This window comes from Streptomyces sp. NPDC038707, from assembly GCF_040636485.1.
Lineage (GTDB): Bacteria > Actinomycetota > Actinomycetes > Streptomycetales > Streptomycetaceae > Streptomyces.
In genome coordinates this window covers 1-20,657 of record NZ_JBEZUP010000037.1, presented here as the reverse complement: position 1 = coordinate 20,657, position 20,657 = coordinate 1, and the positions used below count along the sequence as shown (strand labels likewise).

The window sequence follows — 20,657 nt, the reverse complement described above, 5'->3', positions numbered from 1 at the left end:
TGAGCGGAGCCCGACCTCAACCCGGTCGAGCGGGAGCCCGGCCTCGTCCCGGCCCGGCGGAACCCGGTCTCGGCCCGGCCCGGCGGGAGCCCGGCCCCACCCCGGCCCAGCGGGAGCCCGGTCTCGGCCCCGCTGGGTGCCGGCCGTCGGACGGGGTCACACCAGCCAGGTGCCGTCCCGCATCAGATGCCGGCCGCGCAGCTCGCGCGTCCCGTGCCACGCCTGCACCGCGACCGGCCGTACCTGGAAGTAGACGTACGCCGGGCTGTCCGCACGCGGATCCCAGCCGGTCTTCGCCGCGAACGCGTCGGCCGCCGCCACCGGCACCTCCCCGGCGCCGAAGACCCGCACCTCACCGTCGATCAGCACGACGTCCCGGGTGTGGCCGAGGGCGAGCCGGGTCCGGCCGCCGTCGCGCAGATTGCGGCCCGTGGGATTGGCGCCGCGCGTGCACAGCCAGAACGACTCCCCGTGCCAGACGAACCACAGCGGCACGAGGCACGGCACACCGTGCGCGTCAGCCGTCGCCACCCAGATGTCGGTCTCCCGCTCCAGCCGGGCCAGTACGTCGCTCCTGCGCCGGGCCGGGGTACGGACCGGTTCGTCGATCTTCATGCCCGGTGACGCTACCGGGCCGCACCCCGCCGCACCTCCGGCCCGGGGACCCCCACGCCTCCGTCCCCGGGCGTAGGTCCCCCCCGGTGAGCCCGCCCCCTCGGCACGGTCCGGGCGAGCGGCCTTCCCGGGGGGCCGCCCGGGCGCCCCGCACGGCACTCCGTGTGACGCGCGTAGAAACCAGACTGGCGTCCGTGTAGTTTTACGTATAACCTCACCGGCTAACCACCCCAGCCGGAAGGTAGCCCATGCGTCGCGTCGCCCTGGTCACCCTCGTCGTGCACGACTACGACGAGGCGATCCGCTTCTACACCGAGGCCCTGGGGTTCCGGCTCGCCGAGGACACCCCGCGCCCCGACGGCTCGCGCTGGGTCGTCGTGGAGCCCGGCGGCGAGGGGACCGGCACCGGTCTGCTCCTGGCCCGCGCCAAGGACGCCGGCCAGCACGCCCGGATCGGCGACCAGACCGGCGGGCGCGTGGGCTTCTTCCTGCACACCGACGACTTCGCCCGCGACCACGCCCGGATGACCGCTGCCGGCGTGACCTTCCTGGAGGAGCCGCGCCACGAGCCGTACGGCACGGTCGCCGTCTTCCAGGACCTGTACGGCAACCGCTGGGACCTGCTCCAGCCCGCCGCCCACTGACCCGACCCGCATCACCAGCCGAGGAAACGACACGCCCATGACCGCGTCCCGCATCGACTCCGAGACCCTCCGCCGGCTCCCCAAGGCGGTCCTGCACGACCACCTCGACGGCGGACTGCGCCCCGCCACCGTCGTCGAACTCGCCGACGCGGCCGGCCACACCCTGCCCACCACCGACCCCGGCGAGCTGGCCGCCTGGTACGTCGAGGCCGCCAACTCCGGCGACCTGGTCCGCTACATCGCGACCTTCGAGCACACCCTCGCCGTCATGCAGACCCGTGAGGGCCTGCTGCGCACGGCCGAGGAGTACGTCCTCGACCTCGCCGCCGACGGAGTCGTCTACGCGGAGGTGCGCTACGCCCCCGAGCTGATGCTCAAGGGCGGCCTCACCCTGCCCGAGGTCGTCGAGGCCGTCCAGGAGGGCCTGGCCGCCGGCATGGCGAAGGCGGCCGCGGCCGGCACCCCGGTCCGGGTCGGCACCCTGCTGTGCGGGATGCGCATGTTCGACCGGGTCCGCGAGGCCGCCGAACTCGCCGTGGCCTACCGGGACGCCGGTGTCGTCGGCTTCGACATCGCCGGCGCCGAGGACGGCTTCCCGCCCGCCGACCACCTCGACGCCTTCGCGTACCTGCGCGCCGAGAGCATGCCCTTCACCATCCACGCCGGCGAGGCCCATGGCCTGCCCAGCATCCACCAGGCGCTCCAGGTGTGCGGCGCCCAGCGCATCGGCCACGGAGTGCGCCTGACCGAGGACATCGTGGACGGCAAGCCCGGCCGTCTCGCCTCCTGGGTGCGCGACCGCCGGATCGCCCTGGAGATGTGCCCCACCTCCAACCTCCAGACCGGCTGCGCCACCTCCATCGCCGAGCACCCCGTCACGGCCCTGAAAGACCTGGGCTTCCGGGTCACCCTGAACACCGACAACCGTCTGGTGTCGGGTACGACCATGACGCGCGAGATGTCCCTGCTGGTGGAGCAGGCCGGCTGGACGGTGGAGGACCTGCGCACGGTCACCGTGAACGCCCTCAAGAGCGCGTTCGTCCCGTTCGACGAGCGCACCGCCCTCATCGAGGACGTGGTCCTGCCGGGTTACGCCGCGGCGCTCTGAACCAGCCCCCTGAGGTAGCCGGCCTGTCCGACGTGCTGGAGATCGTCGGACAGGACGCTCACCAGGCGCACACCCAGGCTGACCGGGGGATCCCAGCGCTCGTCCACGACGCGCTCCAGATCCCCCGCGGTCAGGCCGCGCAGGGCAGCGAGGGTCTGTTCGTGGACGGCGTCGTAGTACCCGGTGAGCAGGCCGGCCGACTCGACCCGCACCTTCGCGACCTTGGCCGGGGTGTGCCCGTAGCCCGTGTCGTGCCGGGGCAGGTCGAGCCCGAACCGCTTCTGCCAGTCCTGGGCGAGCCAGACCTGGTCGAGGTCGAAGGCGTCGGCGATGTGGTCGTCCTGCACCCGGGTGAGGTGCCAGACCAGCCAGGCGATGGTGTTGGCGTCGGGGGCCGGGCGGTGATGCAGCTCCCCGGGGCCGAGGCCGTCGAGGGCGGCGTGGACTTCTTCCCGGATGCGGCCGTAGCCGTCGATGAGGATGTCCTTGGCATGCATACCGACCACCATCGCAAACCGCCGCCGCTCCCGCGCCCGGAATCCGTCAGCCGGTGCGTCAGGACCCGGTGCCGAGCAGACCGACCAGTGCCCGGGCGGCCGGGCTCGCGGCCCGCTCCGGCGGCAGCAGGGCCACCGTCTCGTACCGCGCCCCGCCCATGCCCTCCAGCGGCAGCGCCGTGAGCGCCGGCCGCTTGTGACGGAAGTGCCGGGGTACGACCGCGATCCCCAGGTTCTCGTCCACCAGGTCCAGCAGACTGTGCACGTCGTTGACCTCCAGCGCGACGGTGCGCCGGACGCCGGCCGCGGCGAACGCGGCGTCGGTGGTGCGGCGCGGGCCCCAGTCGGGGTGGAAGTCCACGAACACCTCACCGATCAGGTCCCGCGGGCCGAGCCCGGCCGGCGCCGCGGCGAGCCGGTGCCCGGGGTGGCACAGCACGGTCATCGGCTCGCTGGTCAGCGGCACCGAGCGCAGCTGGTCGCCGTCGGCCCGGGTGCGGTAGGCGAAGGCCAGGTCGAGGCGCCCGGCCGCGACCTCCTCCGCCAGCTCCCCCGAACCGGCCTGCCGCAGCCGGATCTCCACATCGGGGTGCCGGCCCCGGAAGGCCGCCAGCAGCGGGGCCACCCGCACCCCGGCGATGCACTGCTCGGTGCCGAGGGCCAGCGTGCCGCGCAGCACCCCCTGCACCGCCGCCACCGCGTCGTGCGCCGCCCGCACCTGGGCCAGGATCCGTTCCGCCTCCGCCAGCAGCGCCCGCCCCGCCTCCGTCAGCGTCACCCGGCGCGTGGTCCGCACGAACAGCGGCGCCCGCAACTCCCGCTCCAGTGCCCGGATGGACGCCGACAGGCCCGACTGGGACACCATCAGGCGTTCGGCGGCCCGGGTGAAATGCCGGTCCTCGGCGACCGCCACGAAGTGCTGGAGATGGCGCAATTCCATGATTGAGCAGCCTAGCCGCTGAATCTCATCGGATTCTCCTGTTGGACCGCTGCCCACCGACCGGGGAAGAGTGGCACCGGTAGATCGTGTGCCAACCCCTCTGGAGTCGCGTTGTACACCGCACACCCCGACCGCTACGCCGACATGCCCTACCGGCGCACCGGACGCAGCGGCCTGAAGCTCCCCGCCCTGTCGCTCGGCCTGTGGCACAACTTCGGACCCGACCGGCCCGTGGAGACCCAGCGGGCCATCCTGCGCCGCGCCTTCGACCTCGGCGTGACCCACTTCGACCTGGCGAACAACTACGGCCCGCCGCCCGGCGCCGCCGAGTCGGCCTTCGGCGCGGCCCTGAAGGACGACTTCGCCCGCTACCGTGACGAGCTGGTGATCTCCACCAAGGCCGGCTATCTGATGTGGCCGGGCCCGTACGGCGAGTGGGGCTCGCGCAAGTACCTGCTGGGTTCGCTGGACCAGAGCCTGAAGCGGATGGGCCTGGACCACGTCGACATCTTCTACTCGCACCGCCCGGACCCGGACACTCCGCTGGAGGAGACGATGGGGGCCCTGCACACGGCGGTGCAGCAGGGCAAGGCCCTCTACGTCGGCGTCTCCAACTACTCCGCCGAGCAGACCCGCGAGGCCGCCCGCATCCTCGGCGAGCTGGGCACCCCGCTCCTCATCCACCAGCCGCGCTACTCGATGCTCGACCGGCGCCCCGAGCAGGAGGGCCTGCTCGACACCCTGGACGAGCTCCAGATCGGCTCCATCGTCTACTCCCCGCTGGAGCAGGGCCTGCTCACCGGCCGCTACCTCGACGGCATCCCCGACGACTCCCGGGCCGCGAGCGACAGCCCGTTCCTGAACTCGGACGCGGTCACCGAGGACCTGGTCGCCCGGCTGCGCGCACTGGACGAGCTGGCCACCTCCCGCGGCCAGACACTGGCCCAGCTGGCCCTGGCGTGGGTGCTGCGGGGCGGACGGGTGACGTCCGCGCTCGTCGGCGCGAGCAGCGTCCGCCAGATCGAGGACAGCGTCGCGGCCGTCCGGAACCTGGAGTTCGACGCCGGGGAACTGGCCCGCATCGACGCCATCGTCACCCCCTGACGTCCTGACGCGCCGACGTCGCACGAGCCCGGCCCGCCCGCCCCGGCGGCCGGGCTCATCGCGTCCGCGGAGCCTCAGGCGCCGGCCGGCACCCGGTCGAGGAAGCCGAGCACGGAGCGGATACGGCCGTCCGCGTCCAGTGTGATCACATCGGACCCGGCGACCGGTGCCGAGCCTTCCCCGGCCTCGCTCACCAGCTCCCAGGAGAAACGGGCCGTGTCGTGGTGGCCGTCGACGGGTCCGAGCGGACGGAAGACGAAACCGGGGAACCGCTCGTGGACGGCGGCGATGACGGCCGCGATCCCGTCGTGCCCGGCGACGTCGGCGAGGGGGTCGGTGTACCGGCCGTCCTCCGTCCAGGCGACGGCCACCGCCTTCGCCACCTGCTCGGGCCCGGCAGCGTTCCAGGCGTCGAAGTAGCGGGCCACGGCGGTCCGGTGGCGGTCGGTGGTCGCGGACATGGGAGCCTCCATCGAGGATCGTCACTGGTCAGGGCCCGGATCGCCGCTGGGCCGACCCGGTGGGGCAACCCTGCCCGGTACCGGCCCGGACCGTCGATTACCTCCGGAGTCATGGCCGGACACCGGCCGCGCCGAGGACCGTCGCCGCACCGCCGCGTTCCGGCCGGGGCGCCCGCGGAACATGGCGGCAGACTGGCCGGAAAGACATGGTGACAGTGATTCAGCAGTGAACATACTCGACTGTGCGGGCTTCACTTCCAGCGAGGTCCCGATCACGTAGCGCACACGAGCCGCACCGAAAGCGAGGCCGGCCCGCAGGCGAACGACGCGACGGGGGAGGGCGCATGCACGACGAGTTCCTGTGCCATGTCACCGCGTACGGCATCTGCGGCGGCCGGCGCATCGGAGTACCGCTCGGCACCTACCGGGCCCCCACGCTCGCGCTCGCCCTGTGGTGGCTGCGCGACCGGGCGAGCTGGATCGCCGACCGGCTCGACCCCCGGCCCGAGACGGTGCACTTCCCGCCCGGCGCGCTGGTCCCGGTCGCGGACACCGTGCCCGACGTGCCGGCCGTCCTGCGCGCCTGGTGCGGCGACCCGGGCCGGCAGGAACTGGTCGCCGACGAGCTGGCCGCGGGCAGGCTGGTGCGGATCGCGACCGGCGACGACACCACCGAGTACGAACTGCTCGCCGAGTCCGTCGACGCCGTACGCATGCAGCGGACCATACCGGCCCTGGTCGTACCGGTCGCCTGACCGCCGGGCGCGCGGGGTCCGCCCCGACAGGTGTGCGCGGGACAGGTGTGCGCGGTGGGCGAACGCGTCGGAGGGACTGCGGGGCCGGGCTCGGGGTACGAGGACTGGAGCGACGGCGACCGGCCGCACCGGGCCCTTCCGAGAGAGAAAACAGCATGACCGAGCACCTGGGCGGGGAAGTGATACCGACTGGCTTCGACGTACCCGTGGAGCCGCTGCGGCGCGCGACGCACTACACCGGCGCGCCCGGCTGCATCGCGGAGGCGCGCGCCTTCGCCGCGCGGTTCCTCCAGCAGCTGCGGACCGAGTGGTGCGCCGGCGTCGACGACCGCGCCGACGGCGAGCTGCTGCTGCTGGTGAGCGAACTGGTCACCAACGCCGACCGGCACAGCAACGGGCCGTACATCCTGGAGCTGGAGGGCACGGACCGCTCGGTCGTGGTGTCCGTGTACGACAGCAGCCCGGCCCTGCCCCGCCGCTTCCCGAAGAACCCCGAGCGCATCGGGCGGCACGGGCTGGAGATCGTGCACGCCCTGGCCGCGGAGGTCACCGTCGAACGCGTCCCCGTGGGCAAGCGGGTGCGCGCCGTGTTCTCCCTGAGCCGGGGCTGAGCGTCCCTTCTTCCTTTCTCACCGGACCGGCGGGGCCGCTTCTTCACCGATCTCGACCGATCTCGACCGATCTCACCGGGCCGACGGAATCGGCCCGGTGGCCGGGCTGCCGCGGTACTCGGTCCGCGGCCGGGCCCGGCCGGTCCTTGCCCTGCTCCCCGGGCGTCAGGCGCAGCCCAGCTCCCCGAGCATCCCCTGGCGCAGCCGGGTGATGATCCGCTTGATCAGCCGGGAGACGTGCATCTGGGAGCAGCCCAGCCGCTCGCCGATCTCGGCCTGGGTGGCCTCCTCCACGAACCGCATGTGGATGATCTGCCGGTCGCGTTCGCTCAGCTCGGCCATCAGCGGGGCCAGCGCGTGAAAGTCCTCCACGAGCCGCAGGCCCTCCTCCTCGACCCCGATGAAGTCGGCGAGCACCGCCTCGCCGTCCTCGGGGCCGTCCCCGGTGAGCGCGGCGTCCAGGGAGGCGGAGTTGTAGCCGTTCGAGGCGATCTGGGCCTCGACCACCTCCTTCTCGGAGATGTTCATCAGCGTGGCCAGCTCGGCCACCGTCGGATCCCGGTCCAGCCGGCTGGACAGCTCCTCGCGCGCCTTGGCCAGCTCCACCCGCAGCTCCTGGAGCCGGCGCGGCACATGGACGGCCCACGTGGTGTCCCGGAAGAACCGCTTGATCTCGCCGACGATGTACGGCAGCGCGAACGACGTGAACTCGACCTCACGGGCCAGCTCGAACCGGTCGATGGCCTTGATCAGGCCGATCATGCCGGTCTGGACGATGTCCTCCATGTCGTCGCCGCGGCCCCGGAACCGTCCGGCCGCGAACCGCACGAGCGACATGTTCATCTCGATGAGTGTGTTGCGCGCGTACTGGTACTCGTGCGTTCCCTCTTCCAGCTCGGCCAGGCGGCGGAAGAACTGGCGGGACAGCTCTCGCGCGTCGCGCGGGGCGACGGCCGCCGGGTCCGTGATGCCAGGCAGTGACCCCTCGCCCGTCCTGTCCTGCTCGGTCTGCTCCCCGACCTCGGCTTCCGGCCGGATCCCGGCGGCGGTGTTCATTGCCTCTCCCACGAAAGTCACGGTACGACGTCTCCCTGTACGGCCTGCGGTCCGGCACCGGGTGGGGCCGGTTCCAGTGTCCAGGCAGCGTCTCCAGCGCGTACCCGCTTCTCGGCGGGTCATGCCTCCCCGCGGAGCCGCTCACGGCCCGGGTACCCATGGTGACGCACCGCATGCCCCTGCCACGGCGCACTGGCGCGAAACGAGCGGTCGGGACCCGGCCCGGCCCGGGATTTCCCTCAGGGCGCAACGCCCGGTCCTTGCCCCGCACGGTACCGCTCCTAGGCTGACGGGATGAGCAACCCGGTGAGCGACGAAGCCCGAGTGATCCCCCTGCGACCGGCGCCGGACCGCGCCGGGGCGCCGGAGACCGCGCCCGCCCCCAGGGAACCTTTGTGGCGGGATCTGGTCGGTGAGGTGCTGCGCCGCGAGCGGCGGGCGCAGCGGCGCACGCTGAAGGACGTGGCCGACGCGGCCCGGATCTCGCTGCCTTATCTGTCGGAGGTCGAGCGTGGCCGCAAGGAGGCGTCGTCCGAGGTGCTCGCCGCCGCCGCGCACGCCCTCGGCCTGAGCCTCGGCGACCTGCTGGCGCGGGCGCACGGCGAACTCTCCCGCCGTACGGCCGTCCCCCACCGGCCCGCCGCACGGCCCCGCCCGTACCGCGGCCTCTGCCTCGCCGCCTGAGCCCGCCGGACCGGGCGCACCGGGGCGTGGCCGCGCGGCCACGCCCCGGTGCGCCCGGGATCCTTCACCTGTTCGAGTGACCCGGCGGCCGGGCCGATGAGTTTCGCGGCGTGGCGCGGTCTCCCTCATGACCGTGTTCCCCGACCCGTTCCCGACCCGTTCCCCGCCCCGGGAGGCGCTCATGACCACCGACGGTTTCGTCACCTGCCTCTGGTTCGACGGCAAGGCGGAGGAGGCCGCCCACTTCTACGTGTCCGTCTTCAAGGACTCCGGCATCGAGCGCGTCGTGCGGTGGCCCGAGTCCGGCCCCGGACCCGGCCCGGCCGGTTCCGTGCTCACCGTGGAGTTCACGGCCAATGGCCAGAGGTTCGTCGCACTCAACGGCGGCCCCGAATACACCTTCGGCCAGGCCGTCTCCTTCCAGATCCTCTGCGACGGCCAGCAGGAGATCGACCACTACTGGACGGCACTGACCGAGAACGGCGGCGAGGGCGGCCCCTGCGGCTGGCTCAAGGACCGGTACGGCCTGTCCTGGCAGGTCGTCTACGCCCCCTTGCGCGACATGATCGCCGACCCGGACCCGGAGAGGGCCGGCCGGCCCCTGCGCGCCATGCAGGGCATGGGCAAGCTGGACGCGGCCGAGCTGGAGCGGGCGTACGCGGGCGGGTAGCGGCGGCCGGGCGCCGGCACGTACCCGGCTCGGCGCGCGGGCCGGACCCCCGGTGGCTAGCGTGAACAGACGGGGACCAGCACACCAGGAGGGCCGCCGGCATGGCCGTACAACCCGAAGGAACGCCCTGTTGGGCCGACGCGATGTTCAGCGACGTCGAGGGAGCCAAGCGGTTCTACGGCGCCGTCCTCGGCTGGACCTTCGGCGAGTCCTCGTCGGAGTACGGCAACTACACCCAGGCCTACGCCGACGGCAAGGCCGTGGCGGCCGTCGTCCCGCCCATGCCCGGTCAGGAGGGCCAGTCGCAGTGGTGCCTGTACCTCGCCTCGCCGGACGTCGCGGCCACCGCCCGGAAGATCCGGGACAGCGGCGGAGAGGTGCTGCTGGAACCGATGCGGGTCGGTGACTTCGGCACGATGTGCCTGGCCCGGGAGCCCAGCGGCGCCGTGTTCGGTGTGTGGCAGGCGGGCACCCACGAGGGCTTCGAGGCGACGGCCACCCCCGGCGCGTACTGCTGGGCCGAGGTCTTCACCAGGGAGCCGGAGCAGGCGGACGCCTTCCTCGCCTCCGTCTTCCCCTACCGGATGAAGGATCTCGAGGACGACGCGGTGGACTTCCGGATGTTCGGCATCGGTGAGGACACCGTCCTCGGCCGGATGCGGATGACCGACGACTTCCCGCCGGAGGTGCCCTCGTACATCAACGTCTACTTCACCGTCGGCGACTGCGACGCCGCCGTCGACCGGGCCGTCGAGCTCGGCGGCATCCTCCGCTTCGGGCCGATGAGCAGCCCCTTCGGCCGGTTCGCGGCGCTCGGCGACCCGCAGGGCGCCAACTTCTCGGTGATCGACATCACCACCACCGAGGGCGAGATGCCCGGGGTCAGGGACGTGTGACCGGCCCCGGCACGGACCCGGCCGGGGCCATGGCATCATCGAGCGCATGCGTGAACGTGTGGTGGCCGCGTGCGACGGGGCTTCGAAGGGAAACCCCGGACCGGCCGGATGGGCGTGGGTGGTCTCGGGCGGCGACGAGCGGACCCCCGCCCGCTGGGCGGCCGGCCCGCTCGGCCGGGCCACCAACAACGTCGCGGAACTGACGGCCCTGGAGCGGCTGCTCGCGGCCGTCGACCCGGAGGTGCCGCTGGAGATCCGGATGGACTCCCAGTACGCCATGAAGGCCGTCACCACCTGGCTGCCCGGCTGGAAGCGCAACGGCTGGAAGACCGCTGCCGGCAAGCCCGTCGCCAACCAGGACCTGGTCGTCCGCATCGACGGACTCCTCGGCGGCCGGTCCGTCGAGTTCCGCTACGTACCCGCCCACCAGGCCGACGGCGATCCGCTGAACGACTTCGCGGACCGCGCGGCCAGCCAGGCGGCCTCCGCGCAGGAGTCCGCCGGCAGCGAACTGGGCTCCCCGGAGCCCCCGCCGTCGCCCGACACCCCGGCGGCCGGGGCACCGCGCCGGAAGGCACCCCGCCGCACCGGCGGCGGGGCGTCCTCGTCCGCGCGGACCATCAAGGCCAAGTTCCCCGGCCGCTGCCTGTGCGGCCGGTCCTACGCGGCCGGCGAGAAGATCGCCAAGAACGCGCAGGGCTGGGGCCACCCGGAGTGCCGTACCGCCGAGGCCTGATCAGGCGTCGAACGTGTAGTACGCGGTGTGGTCCAGCAGGTCCGCCGGGCGCACGGTGTTCCACGGCTTCATGGTCTCGTTCAGGTCCACCACGTCCGGCGTGCCGCCCGCCGGCACGTACGCGGAGTCCGGGTGGCGCCGCTGCCAGTCGGCCCACAGCTTGTCGACGTAGGCGTGGTGCAGCCAGAACACCGGGTCGTTGGGGGAGACACCGGTGGCCATCTGCCCGCCGACCCACACGTGCACCCGGTTGTGCAGGTTGACCCCGCGCCAGCCTTCCAGGTGGTTGCGGAAGCCCTCCGAGGCGCTGTTGTACGGCGGCAGGTCGTACGCCGCTATCGCCAGCACCGACTCCACCTCGGCGCGCGTCGGCAGCTCGGCCACGCCGGTGCCGAGCGAGCGGCGCAGGAACGTCCGGCCGTCGACGCGCACGTTGATCGGCCAGTTGCCCGTGGACGCGGCGAACGGGCCGTCCACGACCCGGCCGTCGGTGCTGCGCCCGGTGCCGCCGAGGAAGTCCGGCGCCCACAGCGAGGCCCGCACGGTGCGGTCGGCGGTCCAGTCCCAGTACGGCAGCGTGACGGAGGAGTCCACGGACCGCAGGGCCTGTTCGAAGTCGAGCAGGAATCTGCGGTGCCAGGGCAGGAACGAGGGGGAGCGGTGGCCGGTCCGTTCCCCGCTGTCGGTGTCGGACATGATGAACTCGTTGTGCGTGCGGACGAAATCGTCGTAGCGCCCGCTGCGTTTCAGTTCGAGGACGGCGGCGACGAACCGGCGCTTCTCGTCGGCGGTCAGGGTGGCCTGGTTCTTGCGTACGGTCATGGTGCGCGGTGCTCCGAAGTCCTTGCGGGGGCGGTCAGTTGGCGGGGAACGGCAGCAGCGGGGCGCCCTGCAGCTCGTCCACCGCGGCACGGGCGGCGGCGCGCGGGGTGGGCACCGGGTCGTAGTGGCTGACGACGCTGATCCAGCTGCCGTCGGCGTTGCGCATCACGTGCAGCTGCACGCCGTCGATGAACACCTGGTACCCACCGCCGTGTTCGTGGTGGTGCGCGCCGTCGGCCGCCGGACGGCCCTGTATCCGGCGGCCCTTGTAGACCTCGTCGAAGGACTCGGGCGCGACGGGGCCGTGGTGGCCGGCGGCCGACGCGGCGGGGGCGGCGAGGGCGGCGGCCGCCGAGGCGGTCACGGCGACGGCGGCAGCCGCGGTGAGCGCGCGGCGCCGGGTGATCTCGGGCATGCGGGTCCTCCAGAAGAGTGAAGCTTTGGTGACGACGCATGCCTATCGGCCACATCCGGAGCGCACGAAATCTCCCGGAACCGGTTGGCTGTGATCTGGACAATCAACCACATGTCATACAGAGTTGAACAAAGATGATCTTGCTGTGGCGGTGGCCCGATCCCTGCCGGAACGGGGAATTCCTTGCCGGGGCGCCCGGGTTTTCCTTGATCCTTTCCGGGGGCGGTCCACCCGAGTGGCGGGGCTCACCCCGTCAGACTGACGCGATCTTGTGGCGCCGCCCTGCTACCCTCCGTTTCCGTTCGGGCGCAAAGGGTCACAGGCAGGGGAGTGCGCATGAAGGTCGTCTGCGTCGGAGGCGGGCCCGCCGGCCTCTGTCTGGCCCTCCTGCTCAAGCTGCAGGACCCGGGCCATGACGTCACCGTCCACGAACGCGACCCCGAGGGCTCCACGTACGGCTGGGGCGTGACGTACTGGCGCGGCCTCCTCGACCGGCTCCAGGCCTACGACCCCGAGACCGCCCGCGCCATCGAGGAACACTCCGTCCGGTGGACCGACGGCGTCGCCCACGTCGACGGCCTGACCACCCGGCACCACGGCGACGAGGGCTTCGGCATCGGCCGGCACCGGCTGCTCGGCCTGCTCGCCGCCCGGGCCCGCGCCCTCGGCGTCCGCCTGGAGTACGAGAGCGCGCCCAGCCGGCCGCCCGCCGGCGCGGACCTCGTCGTCGCGGCCGACGGCGTCCACAGCGCCCTGCGCACCCGCCGCGCCGAGCGCTTCGGGACCCATGTCACCCCGGGACGCAACCCCTACATCTGGCTCGGCACCACCCGCGTCTTCGACGCCTTCACCTTCGCCTTCACCGAGACCGGGCACGGCTGGATCTGGGCCTACGGCTACGGCTACAGCGAGGACCACAGCACCTGTGTCGTCGAGTGCTCCCCGGAGACCTTCACCGGACTCGGACTGGGCCGGGCCGACCCCGGCGAGGACCTCGCGCTGCTGGAGAAACTCTTCGCCCGCGTCCTCGACGGCCACCCCCTCGTCGCCCGCCCCGGCGCCTCCTGGGGGACCTTCCGCACCCTCACCAACCACACCTGGCGCGACGGCAACCTGGTCCTGCTCGGCGACGCCGCCCACACCACCCACTACTCCATCGGCGCCGGCACCACCCTCGCCCTGGAGGACGCCATGTGCCTCGCCGACACCCTGCGCACGCTTCCCCTGCCCGAGGCCCTCGCCGCCTACGAACGCCGGCGCCGCACCGCCCTGCTGCCCGCACAGAGCGCCGCCCACTACAGCGCCCGGTGGTACGAGAACCTGCCCCGCTACATCCACCTGCCCCCGCACCGGATGTTCGCCCTGCTCGGCCAGCGGCACTCACCGCTGCTGCCGTACGTCCCCCCGCAGCTGTACTACGGCCTGGACAAGGCGGCCGGACAACTGGAGCCCCTGCGCAGGCTCAAGCGCTGGCTCGGCCCCCGCGCCGCCCGCGCCCTGCGCCCCCGCGCCGAGCACCCCCACTGACCTCGCCACACAGACCTCCGTACGCAGATCGCGGTACGCAGACCGCCGTACACAGACCTCCGTTCACGGGCAAGGAGCCCAGGGCCGTACCCGTCCAGTTCGACCACGCCTCCACCACACCCCGGACCGCCGCCGGCGGCCCCTCCAGGTGCACGGGATGCCGTGGCGGATGACAGACTGACGCCATGGACGAACGTGTGATCGGCAGGTCGGGTCAGTGGGCATCGGTCGTCGGGCTCGGCACATGGCAGCTGGGCGCCGACTGGGGCGACGTGGACGACAAGGTGGCCCTGTCCGTCCTGGAGGCGGCGGCCGAGGCCGGGGTGACCTTCTTCGACACCGCCGACGTGTACGGCGACGGGCGCAGCGAACAGACCATCGCCTCCTTCCTGCGCGGCCGGCCCGACCTGCACGTCCTCGTGGCCACCAAGATGGGCCGCCGGGTGGACCAGATCCCGGAGAACTACGTCCTGGACAACTTCCGCGCCTGGAACGACCGCTCGCGCCGCAACCTCGGCGTCGACCGCGTCGACCTGGTGCAGCTGCACTGCCCGCCCACCCCCGTCTACTCCTCCGACGAGGTGTTCGACGCCCTCGACACCCTGGTGGAGGAGGAGCGGATCGCCGCCTACGGGGTGAGCGTGGAGACCTGCGAGCAGGCGCTCACCGCCATCGCCCGGCCGGGTGTGGCCAGCGTGCAGATCATCCTCAACCCGTTCCGCATGAAGCCGCTGTACGAGGTGGTTCCCGCCGCCCGCGAGGCCGGCGTCGGCATCATCGCGCGGGTGCCGCTCGCCTCCGGGCTGCTGTCCGGCAAGTACACCAAGGACACGGTGTTCGCGGCCGACGACCACCGCACCTACAACCGGCACGGCGAGGCGTTCGACCAGGGCGAGACCTTCTCCGGGGTCGACTACGCCACCGGCGTGGAGGCCGCCGCCGAGTTCGCCGCGCTCGCCCCCGAGGGATACACCCCGGCCCAGCTCGCCCTGCGCTGGATCATCGAGCAGGAGGGCGTGACCACCGTGATCCCCGGCGCCCGCAGCCCGGAGCAGGCCCGTGCCAACGCCGCCGCGGCCAAGCTGCCGCCGCTGCCGCCGGAAACGGTCACCGCGATCCGCGAGCTGTACGACCGCCGGATCAAGGACCAGGTCGAACACCGCTGGTAGCGGCCCGCCCGTTTGACGAACGGACGGACGGTTACACGGCACCGCATGACAACCGAAGGACGGCGCAGAGGGCGCGACGAGACCGAGGAGGAGCGGGCCGACCGGATGTGGGGTGAACTCATCCAGGAGGTCCGGGTCGCGCAGACGGGCGTACAGATTCTGTTCGGTTTTCTGCTGACCGTGGTCTTCCAGCCGAAGTACGGCCGCCTGGCCGACACCGACCAGATGATCTACATCGTGACCGTCGTGATGGGCGCCTGCGCCACCGGCGCCCTCATCGGACCGGTGTCCCTGCACCGCCTGGTCTCCGGCCACCGGGTCAAACCCCGCGCGGTACGGCTGGCCTCCCGGATGACCCTGGTCGGCCTGGCCCTGCTGCTCGCCACGATGACCTCGTCCCTGCTCCTGATCCTCCGGGTGGCGACCCACAACGGCTATGTCCCCTACCTGGTGTCGGCCGTCGTCGCCTGGTACGTCCTGTGCTGGTACGTCCTGCCCCTGTGGGCCCGCCGCCGGAACACGGGGGATCCGGAGGACTAGCGGCGAGCGGTCGCCGGGTTCCGCAGGGCGGCGAGTTGCCGGTCGTGGACGCGGCCGAGCAGGAGGAGGGACAGGACGGCGCCGGTCAGGGCGCAGAACATGTCCCACTGGGTGTCCCAGACATCGCCCTGGGTGGCGAGGAACGCGTCCGCGCCGTGGCCGCCGATCCCGGCCGCCAGCCACTCCAGCAGCTCGAAACAGGCGCTGAAGGCGAGGCAGGCGCACACGGTGAGCGGCGCGAGCCAGCGGCTGCCGCGCAACGGCGAGGTGCGGCTGAGCAGTTCGCGGACCAGCACGGCGGGGACGAAGCCCTGCATCAGGTGCCCGAAACGGTCGTACGGGTTGCGGTCCAGGCCGAACGCGTCGCGCACCCAGTCGCCCGCCGGCACCCGCGCGTACGTGTAGTGCCCGCCCACCGCCAGGACCAGCGCGTGCGCGGTGAGCAGTGCGCACAGCAGCCCGGTCAGCGGGAAACGCCGCCAGGCCAGCACCACCAGCGGCAGCCCCGCCAGCGCCCACACGGTCTCCAGGAACCAGGTGGTGCGGTCCCGCGCGCCGACCGCCGACACGGCCAGCGCGGTGGCCACCACGCCGGCGAAGACGGCGGGCGGGACACGGCGCGGCGCCCTGAGCGGGGCGGGCTGCACTACTGCGGTCACGGCGGGGGCTCCTTGCCTGAGGCGTCGTAGGGCCCCCATGGTGGTGCCGGGCCGGGCCCGCGGGCATGAGTACGGCTACTCAGCCCGCGGACAGGATGTCCGACAGCAACTCGTCCACGTCGACCCGCTCCCGGCCCGGCGGGACCACCTGGTGCGTCTCGCGCAGGAACGCGGCCACCGCGGGTGCCCACGCCAGCACCACCGCCCGGTGCCGGCTGCCGTCCGGCCGGCTGTCCCCGAGGAACTCCATCCGCAGCTCGTGGCACGGCCCGGTGCCCTGCGGGCGCAGTCGTACGTCGCCGATCCCGACCGGTCCGGACAGGCCCGCGGAGAGCATCTCCCGGTCCAGCCGCCAGCAGGCCAGCACCCGGCCGTCGTGGGCGAAGACGGCGGTCACCGCGAACGGGTCGTCGGCGGCGTAGCCGAGGTGAGCCAGCACCGGGCACCGTCCGGTGCCGGGCGCGAGGAGCTGCACCACCAGGGTCTTGTGCACGAACGGGTTCACGCGGGGCCTCCGGCAGACGATCGGCGTAGAGACTTCTAGTACCCCCGCATCGCCCGGAATGCTCACCCGTGTGGCTGATTTCCGCGCCGCACCGCTGGACGGTCCGTCAGCCGAACGCCTCCCGCAGCGCCGGCAGCAGGGTCTTCGCCGACCAGTCCAGGAACTCCCGCTGCGCGTCACCGCCGATCTGCACCAGCGCGACCTCCCCGAACCCGGCCTCCGCGTACGGCCGTACGGCCTCCACGAACGCCTCGGGGTCGTCGCCGCACGGGATGGCGGAGGCTACGTCGTCCTCGGTGACGAACTGCGTCGCGGCCTCGAACGAGTCCGGGTGCGGCAGTTCGGCGTTCACCTTCCAGCCCAGGCCGAACCAGCGGAACTGCGAGTGGGCGCGTTTGACCGCGGTGTCCCGGTCCGGGTCGTAGCTCACCGGCAACTGGCCCACCCGGGGCTTGCCGCTGCCGCCGTGCCGGTCGAAGGCCTCCAGCAGGCCCGCCTTCGGCTCCGTCGCGATCACCAGGTCGGCGAGATGTCCGGCCAGTTGGCAGGACTGCTCGCCGGAGACGGCGATGCCGATGGGCGGCGCCGTCTCCGGCAGGTCCCACAGCCGGGCCGACTCCACGTCGTAGTGCTGCCCGTGGTGGGTGACGTGGCCGCCCTCGAACAGCGCGCGGATGATCTGCACCGCCTCCTCCAGCATCTCGTGGCGGACGTCCACCGGGGGCCAGCCGCCGCCCACGACATGCTCGTTCAGGTTCTCGCCGGCGCCGAGGCCGAGCCGGAACCTGCCCTCGGACAGCAACTGCACGGTCGCCGCCTTCTGCGCCACGACCGCCGGATGGTAGCGCAGGATGGGACAGGTGACGTAGGTCATCAGGGGGATCCGCGAGGTGGCCTGGGCGGCGGCGCCCAGCACACTCCACGCGTACGAGGCGTGCCCCTGTGCGCGCAGCCACGGGAAGTAGTGGTCCGAGATCACCGAGAAGTCGAACCCCACCTCCTCGGCGCCCACCACGTGGTCCACCAGGTCCCGGGGACCTGCCTGCTCGGTCATCATCGTGTATCCGATTCGCACCATATCCGGCGAGTCCCCGGCTCGGCGTCCGGAAAACGGCCCCGGCGCGGGTCACTCGTCCGGTGCGTCGTCCCGGGCCACGGCCCGGGTGGCGATGCGCAGCGGGAAGGTACGGACCGTAGCCGGGCGGCGACGCGGGGGAGAGGGGGAGGGGGCCGGGCGGGGGCGGCCGGGGCACACCGGGGCTGCGTTCACCAGCCGCTCACAGCAGCCCGAACCGGTTGGCCCAACCCATGAGTTCCCGAGGTGTCGTGTTGCCTCCGCACACCACGAGCCCGATCCGGGCGCCGTCACCCACCCGGTCCACCACCTGCCGGGCGGCGGGCAGCAGACAGCCCGCCGCCGGCTCGGCCCACACCTTGGCCCGGTCGGCGAGATCCAGGCAGCCGCGCACCGCGTCCCGGTCCGGCACCACCAGGACCTCCTCCACGAGGGCGGACACATGGGCGTAGGTCAGCGGCGACACCGAGGGCGCGCTCAACGTGGTGACCAGGGAGGACAAGGGCACCGGTACCGGACCGCCGGCCCTCAGCGCGCCGGACATCGACTCCGCGCCCTCGGTCTCCACGCCCCACACCCGCACCCCCGGCCGCCGGGCGCGCAGCGCCGCCGCGACCCCGGAGATCAGACCGCCGCCGCCGACACTGACGACGACATCGGTCAGTTCCCCGGCGTCCTCGGCCAGCTCCAGACCCACGGTGCCCTGCCCGGCGATCAGCGCCGGGTCGTCGAACGGGTGGACCAGGGTCAGGCCCTCGTCCCGCAACCGCGTCACCAGCTCGAACGCGCTGTCCATGTCGTCGGTGACCCGCACCGACGCCCCGGCCTCCCCGGCGAGCGCCAGGGAACGGGCGGGCGCGGTGCGCGGCATGACGACGGTGGCCTTCACATCGAGGGCCGCCGCCATCACCGCGAGCGCGATCCCGTGGTTGCCGCCGCTCACCGCGACCACGCCCGCCGCCCGCTCGGCCGCGCTCAGCGACAGCAGTTTCGCCGTGGCGCCGCGCGCCTTGAACGAGCCGGTGCGCTGGAGCAGTTCGAGCTTGGCGGTGACGGGGACGCCGAGCAGGGCGGTGAGCCCGGGGCTCGGCACCGTCGGCGTGCGGACGACGTGACCGGCGATCCGCCGGGCGGCGGTCTCGATGTCGGCCGGGCCGATCAGGGCGTGGTCCGGAATGTCGGTCAAGGCGCTTCATCCTTCCGGCACGGGCCGGGAGCCGTACCGCTCGCACCTTGCCCCGCCGGGCGGCCGGTGGTCAACGCCGTTCCGGATCATGGCCGGCGACCGCGTCCCGGCGCCGTGGGACTCAGTGCTGCTGGGCCTTCTGCGGGGTCAGCTCGCTCGGCCGCACCACGACGAACCCCTCTCCCTGGAGCATCAGTTGCACGGCCTCGCCAGAACCGCCGCGCAGCATCGAGCCGAGGGACTGCGAGCGGTGCAGCGAGGTCTGCAACTGCGCGGTCCAGCCCACCACCGCGTCCGTGTCGACGTACACCGGCGCCTGCGCGGACACCGGGATGACCAGCGGGTTGCCGTCGCAGACCAGACCGAGCCGGCCCTGCCCGGTGAACACGCTGTTGAACAGGCCGCCGCCGGCGATGCCCGACCCCTTCACCGTCTTGATCTCGTACGACAGCGACGCGTCGAAACACAGCACGTTGCGGCCGTTCACGGTGAACCGGTCGCCGGGCTCGACCTCGACGATGAAACAGTTCTGCGCCTCGTGCGCGAACCAGGCCTCGCCCTGTCCGCGCACCGCCATCAGGGGCAGTCCCTCCCCGGTGACCGCGCGCTTGAGCATGCCGCCGACGCCCTGCCCCTTGCGCTCGAACCTCAGGTCGCCGCGGTAGGCGACCATCGCGCCCTGCCGGGCGTACATCTCGCCGTCCACCGCGTACTTGAGGCACTTGGCGTTCTCGGCGGACATGCCCGGCGCCACGGCCGGCTGCACCACGTGCTGACTGGAAAAGAGATCACCCTTCATGCGGGCATGGTGTCCCGGACGGAGCCGTTCCGCCAAGATCACGCAGTGTGCCGGCCCGGTCGCCCGCCGGTCACTTTCCGCAGAACGCCGACTCCAGCGCCCCGGCCAGGGTGTTCAGCACCTTGGCGTTGTTGGAGGTGTTCGCCGCGGCCGTGAGGGTCCGCCCGCCGTCCTTCGTGCCGAACGCGTAGGTGTAGTAGCCCTGCACCGCCCCGGTGTGCCCGTACACCGACACCCCGCAGGACAGATCGCGCCGCCGCAGCCCGAGGCCGTACGCCGTCGTGCTGTTCACCTTGGTGAACCGCTCCATGTCGGCGAGCCGCGCCGCGGACATCAGTCCGCCCCCCAGCAGCGCGCCGTAGAAGACGTCGAGGTCCCGGGCGTTGGAGACGATCGCCCCGGCGCTCTGCGCCCAGGACACGGTCTGCGCGGTCGCGTCGACCAGCGGGGCGCCCGCGCGGTCCGGGGTCAGATAGCCGAGGGTGTGCCGGCCCGGGATCGCGGTGTCCGGGTGGACGTAGAAGGTGCCGGTCAGCTTCAGCGGCTTGATGATCCGGTTCCGGTAGGCGGTCGCGACCGGCTGCCGGGTGAGCTTCTCGACGAGCAGCCCGGCGACGACGAAGTTGGTGTTGGAGTAGGAGTAGGCGGCGCCCGGCGCGTTGGTGCGGGGCTTGCGCAGGGAGAGGGCGATCAGCTGCCGGTAGGTGAAGACCTTCTTGCGCACCGCCTCGAAGCCGGAGACGCTCGCGGCGAACATGTCGTCGCTGTAGTCGTACAGCCCGCTGCGGTGGCTCAGCACATGGCGGACGGTGATCCGGTCGTCCGGCAGCAGACCCGGCAGATAGCGGTTGACCGGCGCGTCGAGCGCGAGCCGGTGTTCGTCGACGAGCTGGAGCAGCACCACCGTCGTGAAGGTCTTGGTGACGCTGCCGATCCGGAACCGGTCGGCGGTGCTGATGGCCCGTCCGGTGGCCCGGTCGGCGACACCGCGGGTGACCCGGTAGGTCCGGCCGTGGTCGTCGATCCGGGCCAGCGCCCCCGGGGCGCCCTGGGCCACCACCGAGCGCAGCACCGCGGCCAGGCCCGCCGTGTCCGGTGCCGGCAGTGCCGCGGCGGCCGGGGTGCGCCAGAAGGTGCAGCGGGAACTCGGCATCGCGTTCGTGTTCATCGCGCACGACCTCGC

General features: G+C 72.7%; 25 protein-coding genes. 12 read left to right on the top strand and 13 right to left on the bottom strand.

Features of this window, described 5'->3' with window-relative positions:
* Positions 1-156 precede the first annotated feature (156 nt).
* Positions 157-615: a pyridoxamine 5'-phosphate oxidase family protein gene (locus tag AB0E62_RS33250; protein WP_362202382.1), complete on the bottom strand. Its 459-nt coding sequence runs from the start codon at positions 613-615 to the stop codon at positions 157-159.
* Positions 616-863: 248 nt separating this feature from the next.
* On the opposite strand from AB0E62_RS33250, the gene AB0E62_RS33245 reads away from it, so the two are divergent.
* Positions 864-1,259, top strand: a complete 396-nt coding sequence (locus tag AB0E62_RS33245) for a VOC family protein (RefSeq protein WP_362202379.1) — start codon at positions 864-866, stop codon at positions 1,257-1,259.
* A gap of 37 nt (positions 1,260-1,296) precedes the next feature.
* A complete protein-coding gene (locus AB0E62_RS33240) occupies positions 1,297-2,367 on the top strand; it encodes an adenosine deaminase (RefSeq protein ID WP_362202376.1) in 1,071 nt (356 codons plus the stop codon).
* On the opposite strand, the gene AB0E62_RS33235 is transcribed toward AB0E62_RS33240, so the two are convergent.
* Entirely contained in the window at positions 2,349-2,864 is a 516-nt protein-coding gene (locus tag AB0E62_RS33235) for a DUF664 domain-containing protein (protein WP_362202373.1), read from the bottom strand. The two genes, AB0E62_RS33240 and AB0E62_RS33235, sit on opposite strands and share 19 nt — an antisense overlap.
* Before the next feature lie 58 nt (positions 2,865-2,922).
* Positions 2,923-3,804 (bottom strand): LysR substrate-binding domain-containing protein, encoded by an 882-nt coding sequence (locus AB0E62_RS33230; protein WP_362202370.1) that lies wholly within the window; start codon positions 3,802-3,804, stop codon positions 2,923-2,925.
* Positions 3,805-3,915: 111 nt separating this feature from the next.
* On the opposite strand from AB0E62_RS33230, the gene mgrA reads away from it, so the two are divergent.
* Entirely contained in the window at positions 3,916-4,908 is a 993-nt protein-coding gene (gene mgrA, locus AB0E62_RS33225) for an L-glyceraldehyde 3-phosphate reductase (protein WP_362202367.1), read from the top strand.
* Positions 4,909-4,982: 74 nt separating this feature from the next.
* Here the strand turns inward: mgrA and AB0E62_RS33220 are convergent, their stop codons facing one another.
* Positions 4,983-5,369 (bottom strand): nuclear transport factor 2 family protein, encoded by a 387-nt coding sequence (locus AB0E62_RS33220; protein ID WP_362202364.1) that lies wholly within the window; start codon positions 5,367-5,369, stop codon positions 4,983-4,985.
* Positions 5,370-5,713: 344 nt separating this feature from the next.
* On the opposite strand from AB0E62_RS33220, the gene AB0E62_RS33215 reads away from it, so the two are divergent.
* Positions 5,714-6,124: a hypothetical protein gene (locus AB0E62_RS33215; RefSeq protein ID WP_362202361.1), complete on the top strand. Its 411-nt coding sequence runs from the start codon at positions 5,714-5,716 to the stop codon at positions 6,122-6,124.
* A gap of 155 nt (positions 6,125-6,279) precedes the next feature.
* Entirely contained in the window at positions 6,280-6,735 is a 456-nt protein-coding gene (locus AB0E62_RS33210; RefSeq protein WP_362202358.1) for an ATP-binding protein, read from the top strand.
* 165 nt (positions 6,736-6,900) lie between these two features.
* Here AB0E62_RS33210 and AB0E62_RS33205 read toward each other — a convergent pair whose 3' ends face one another.
* Entirely contained in the window at positions 6,901-7,791 is an 891-nt protein-coding gene (locus tag AB0E62_RS33205) for an RNA polymerase sigma factor SigF (RefSeq protein WP_362202525.1), read from the bottom strand.
* Positions 7,792-8,085: 294 nt separating this feature from the next.
* Here AB0E62_RS33205 and AB0E62_RS33200 point away from each other — a divergent pair, with 294 nt between their 5' ends.
* From AB0E62_RS33200 to AB0E62_RS33185, 4 genes are all read left to right on the top strand, one after another.
* On the top strand, positions 8,086-8,475 hold the full coding sequence (locus tag AB0E62_RS33200; RefSeq protein WP_362202355.1) for a helix-turn-helix transcriptional regulator: 390 nt from the start codon (positions 8,086-8,088) through the stop codon (positions 8,473-8,475).
* A gap of 181 nt (positions 8,476-8,656) precedes the next feature.
* Entirely contained in the window at positions 8,657-9,145 is a 489-nt protein-coding gene (locus AB0E62_RS33195) for a VOC family protein (protein WP_362202352.1), read from the top strand.
* Between the two features lie 101 nt (positions 9,146-9,246).
* The gene (locus tag AB0E62_RS33190; RefSeq protein WP_362202349.1) at positions 9,247-10,041 is read left to right on the top strand and encodes a VOC family protein; all 795 of its coding nucleotides are present in this window, start codon (positions 9,247-9,249) and stop codon (positions 10,039-10,041) included.
* Positions 10,042-10,075: 34 nt separating this feature from the next.
* Positions 10,076-10,777, top strand: coding sequence for a ribonuclease H (locus tag AB0E62_RS33185; protein WP_362202523.1), 702 nt, complete (start codon positions 10,076-10,078; stop codon positions 10,775-10,777).
* On the opposite strand, the gene AB0E62_RS33180 is transcribed toward AB0E62_RS33185, so the two are convergent.
* Positions 10,778-11,599 (bottom strand): tyrosinase family protein, encoded by an 822-nt coding sequence (locus tag AB0E62_RS33180; protein WP_362202346.1) that lies wholly within the window; start codon positions 11,597-11,599, stop codon positions 10,778-10,780.
* 34 nt (positions 11,600-11,633) lie between these two features.
* Complete coding sequence (locus AB0E62_RS33175) at positions 11,634-12,014, bottom strand: tyrosinase cofactor (protein ID WP_362202343.1); 381 nt, start codon at positions 12,012-12,014, stop codon at positions 11,634-11,636.
* Between the two features lie 336 nt (positions 12,015-12,350).
* Here AB0E62_RS33175 and AB0E62_RS33170 point away from each other — a divergent pair, with 336 nt between their 5' ends.
* From AB0E62_RS33170 to AB0E62_RS33160, 3 genes are all read left to right on the top strand, one after another.
* Entirely contained in the window at positions 12,351-13,541 is a 1,191-nt protein-coding gene (locus AB0E62_RS33170; protein WP_362202340.1) for an FAD-dependent monooxygenase, read from the top strand.
* Positions 13,542-13,726: 185 nt separating this feature from the next.
* The gene (locus AB0E62_RS33165; RefSeq protein WP_362202337.1) at positions 13,727-14,710 is read left to right on the top strand and encodes an aldo/keto reductase; all 984 of its coding nucleotides are present in this window, start codon (positions 13,727-13,729) and stop codon (positions 14,708-14,710) included.
* A gap of 45 nt (positions 14,711-14,755) precedes the next feature.
* A complete protein-coding gene (locus tag AB0E62_RS33160; protein ID WP_362202334.1) occupies positions 14,756-15,250 on the top strand; it encodes a DUF6328 family protein in 495 nt (164 codons plus the stop codon).
* On the opposite strand, the gene AB0E62_RS33155 is transcribed toward AB0E62_RS33160, so the two are convergent.
* The 6 genes from AB0E62_RS33155 to AB0E62_RS33130 form a co-directional block, all read right to left on the bottom strand.
* Positions 15,247-15,837 carry a DUF2238 domain-containing protein gene (locus AB0E62_RS33155; RefSeq protein WP_362202520.1) on the bottom strand — a complete coding sequence of 197 codons (591 nt, stop codon included), beginning with the start codon at positions 15,835-15,837 and terminating at the stop codon, positions 15,247-15,249. The genes AB0E62_RS33160 and AB0E62_RS33155 overlap by 4 nt on opposite strands.
* A 151-nt stretch (positions 15,838-15,988) precedes the next feature.
* Positions 15,989-16,414 (bottom strand): SsgA family sporulation/cell division regulator, encoded by a 426-nt coding sequence (locus AB0E62_RS33150; protein WP_362202331.1) that lies wholly within the window; start codon positions 16,412-16,414, stop codon positions 15,989-15,991.
* A 106-nt stretch (positions 16,415-16,520) separates the two neighbouring features.
* The gene (locus AB0E62_RS33145) at positions 16,521-17,492 is read right to left on the bottom strand and encodes an LLM class F420-dependent oxidoreductase (RefSeq protein ID WP_362202328.1); all 972 of its coding nucleotides are present in this window, start codon (positions 17,490-17,492) and stop codon (positions 16,521-16,523) included.
* A gap of 199 nt (positions 17,493-17,691) precedes the next feature.
* Complete coding sequence (locus AB0E62_RS33140; protein WP_362202517.1) at positions 17,692-18,651, bottom strand: threonine/serine dehydratase; 960 nt, start codon at positions 18,649-18,651, stop codon at positions 17,692-17,694.
* A 145-nt stretch (positions 18,652-18,796) separates the two neighbouring features.
* Positions 18,797-19,474, bottom strand: a complete 678-nt coding sequence (locus AB0E62_RS33135) for an AIM24 family protein (RefSeq protein WP_362202325.1) — start codon at positions 19,472-19,474, stop codon at positions 18,797-18,799.
* A 70-nt stretch (positions 19,475-19,544) separates the two neighbouring features.
* Positions 19,545-20,627 carry a serine hydrolase domain-containing protein gene (locus tag AB0E62_RS33130; protein WP_362202514.1) on the bottom strand — a complete coding sequence of 361 codons (1,083 nt, stop codon included), beginning with the start codon at positions 20,625-20,627 and terminating at the stop codon, positions 19,545-19,547.
* Between the last annotated feature and the right edge of the window lie 30 nt (positions 20,628-20,657).

Excerpts from the sequence above, each read along its gene's own strand:
- AB0E62_RS33195 (WP_362202352.1), top strand. The coding sequence starts at position 8,657 with ATGACCACCGACGGTTTCGTCACCTGCCTCTGGTTCGACGGCAAGGCG.
- AB0E62_RS33180 (WP_362202346.1), bottom strand. The coding sequence starts at position 11,599 with ATGACCGTACGCAAGAACCAGGCCACCCTGACCGCCGACGAGAAGCGC.
- AB0E62_RS33250 (WP_362202382.1), bottom strand. The coding sequence starts at position 615 with ATGAAGATCGACGAACCGGTCCGTACCCCGGCCCGGCGCAGGAGCGAC.
- AB0E62_RS33245 (WP_362202379.1), top strand. The coding sequence starts at position 864 with ATGCGTCGCGTCGCCCTGGTCACCCTCGTCGTGCACGACTACGACGAG.
- AB0E62_RS33170 (WP_362202340.1), top strand. The coding sequence starts at position 12,351 with ATGAAGGTCGTCTGCGTCGGAGGCGGGCCCGCCGGCCTCTGTCTGGCC.
- AB0E62_RS33205 (WP_362202525.1), bottom strand. The coding sequence starts at position 7,791 with ATGAACACCGCCGCCGGGATCCGGCCGGAAGCCGAGGTCGGGGAGCAG.
- AB0E62_RS33220 (WP_362202364.1), bottom strand. The coding sequence starts at position 5,369 with ATGTCCGCGACCACCGACCGCCACCGGACCGCCGTGGCCCGCTACTTC.
- AB0E62_RS33165 (WP_362202337.1), top strand. The coding sequence starts at position 13,727 with ATGGACGAACGTGTGATCGGCAGGTCGGGTCAGTGGGCATCGGTCGTC.
- AB0E62_RS33145 (WP_362202328.1), bottom strand. The coding sequence starts at position 17,492 with ATGGTGCGAATCGGATACACGATGATGACCGAGCAGGCAGGTCCCCGG.
- AB0E62_RS33200 (WP_362202355.1), top strand. The coding sequence starts at position 8,086 with ATGAGCAACCCGGTGAGCGACGAAGCCCGAGTGATCCCCCTGCGACCG.
- AB0E62_RS33210 (WP_362202358.1), top strand. The coding sequence starts at position 6,280 with ATGACCGAGCACCTGGGCGGGGAAGTGATACCGACTGGCTTCGACGTA.
- AB0E62_RS33190 (WP_362202349.1), top strand. The coding sequence starts at position 9,247 with ATGGCCGTACAACCCGAAGGAACGCCCTGTTGGGCCGACGCGATGTTC.
- AB0E62_RS33230 (WP_362202370.1), bottom strand. The coding sequence starts at position 3,804 with ATGGAATTGCGCCATCTCCAGCACTTCGTGGCGGTCGCCGAGGACCGG.
- AB0E62_RS33235 (WP_362202373.1), bottom strand. The coding sequence starts at position 2,864 with ATGCATGCCAAGGACATCCTCATCGACGGCTACGGCCGCATCCGGGAA.
- AB0E62_RS33130 (WP_362202514.1), bottom strand. The coding sequence starts at position 20,627 with ATGCCGAGTTCCCGCTGCACCTTCTGGCGCACCCCGGCCGCCGCGGCA.
- AB0E62_RS33160 (WP_362202334.1), top strand. The coding sequence starts at position 14,756 with ATGACAACCGAAGGACGGCGCAGAGGGCGCGACGAGACCGAGGAGGAG.
- AB0E62_RS33175 (WP_362202343.1), bottom strand. The coding sequence starts at position 12,014 with ATGCCCGAGATCACCCGGCGCCGCGCGCTCACCGCGGCTGCCGCCGTC.
- AB0E62_RS33240 (WP_362202376.1), top strand. The coding sequence starts at position 1,297 with ATGACCGCGTCCCGCATCGACTCCGAGACCCTCCGCCGGCTCCCCAAG.
- AB0E62_RS33215 (WP_362202361.1), top strand. The coding sequence starts at position 5,714 with ATGCACGACGAGTTCCTGTGCCATGTCACCGCGTACGGCATCTGCGGC.
- AB0E62_RS33135 (WP_362202325.1), bottom strand. The coding sequence starts at position 19,474 with ATGAAGGGTGATCTCTTTTCCAGTCAGCACGTGGTGCAGCCGGCCGTG.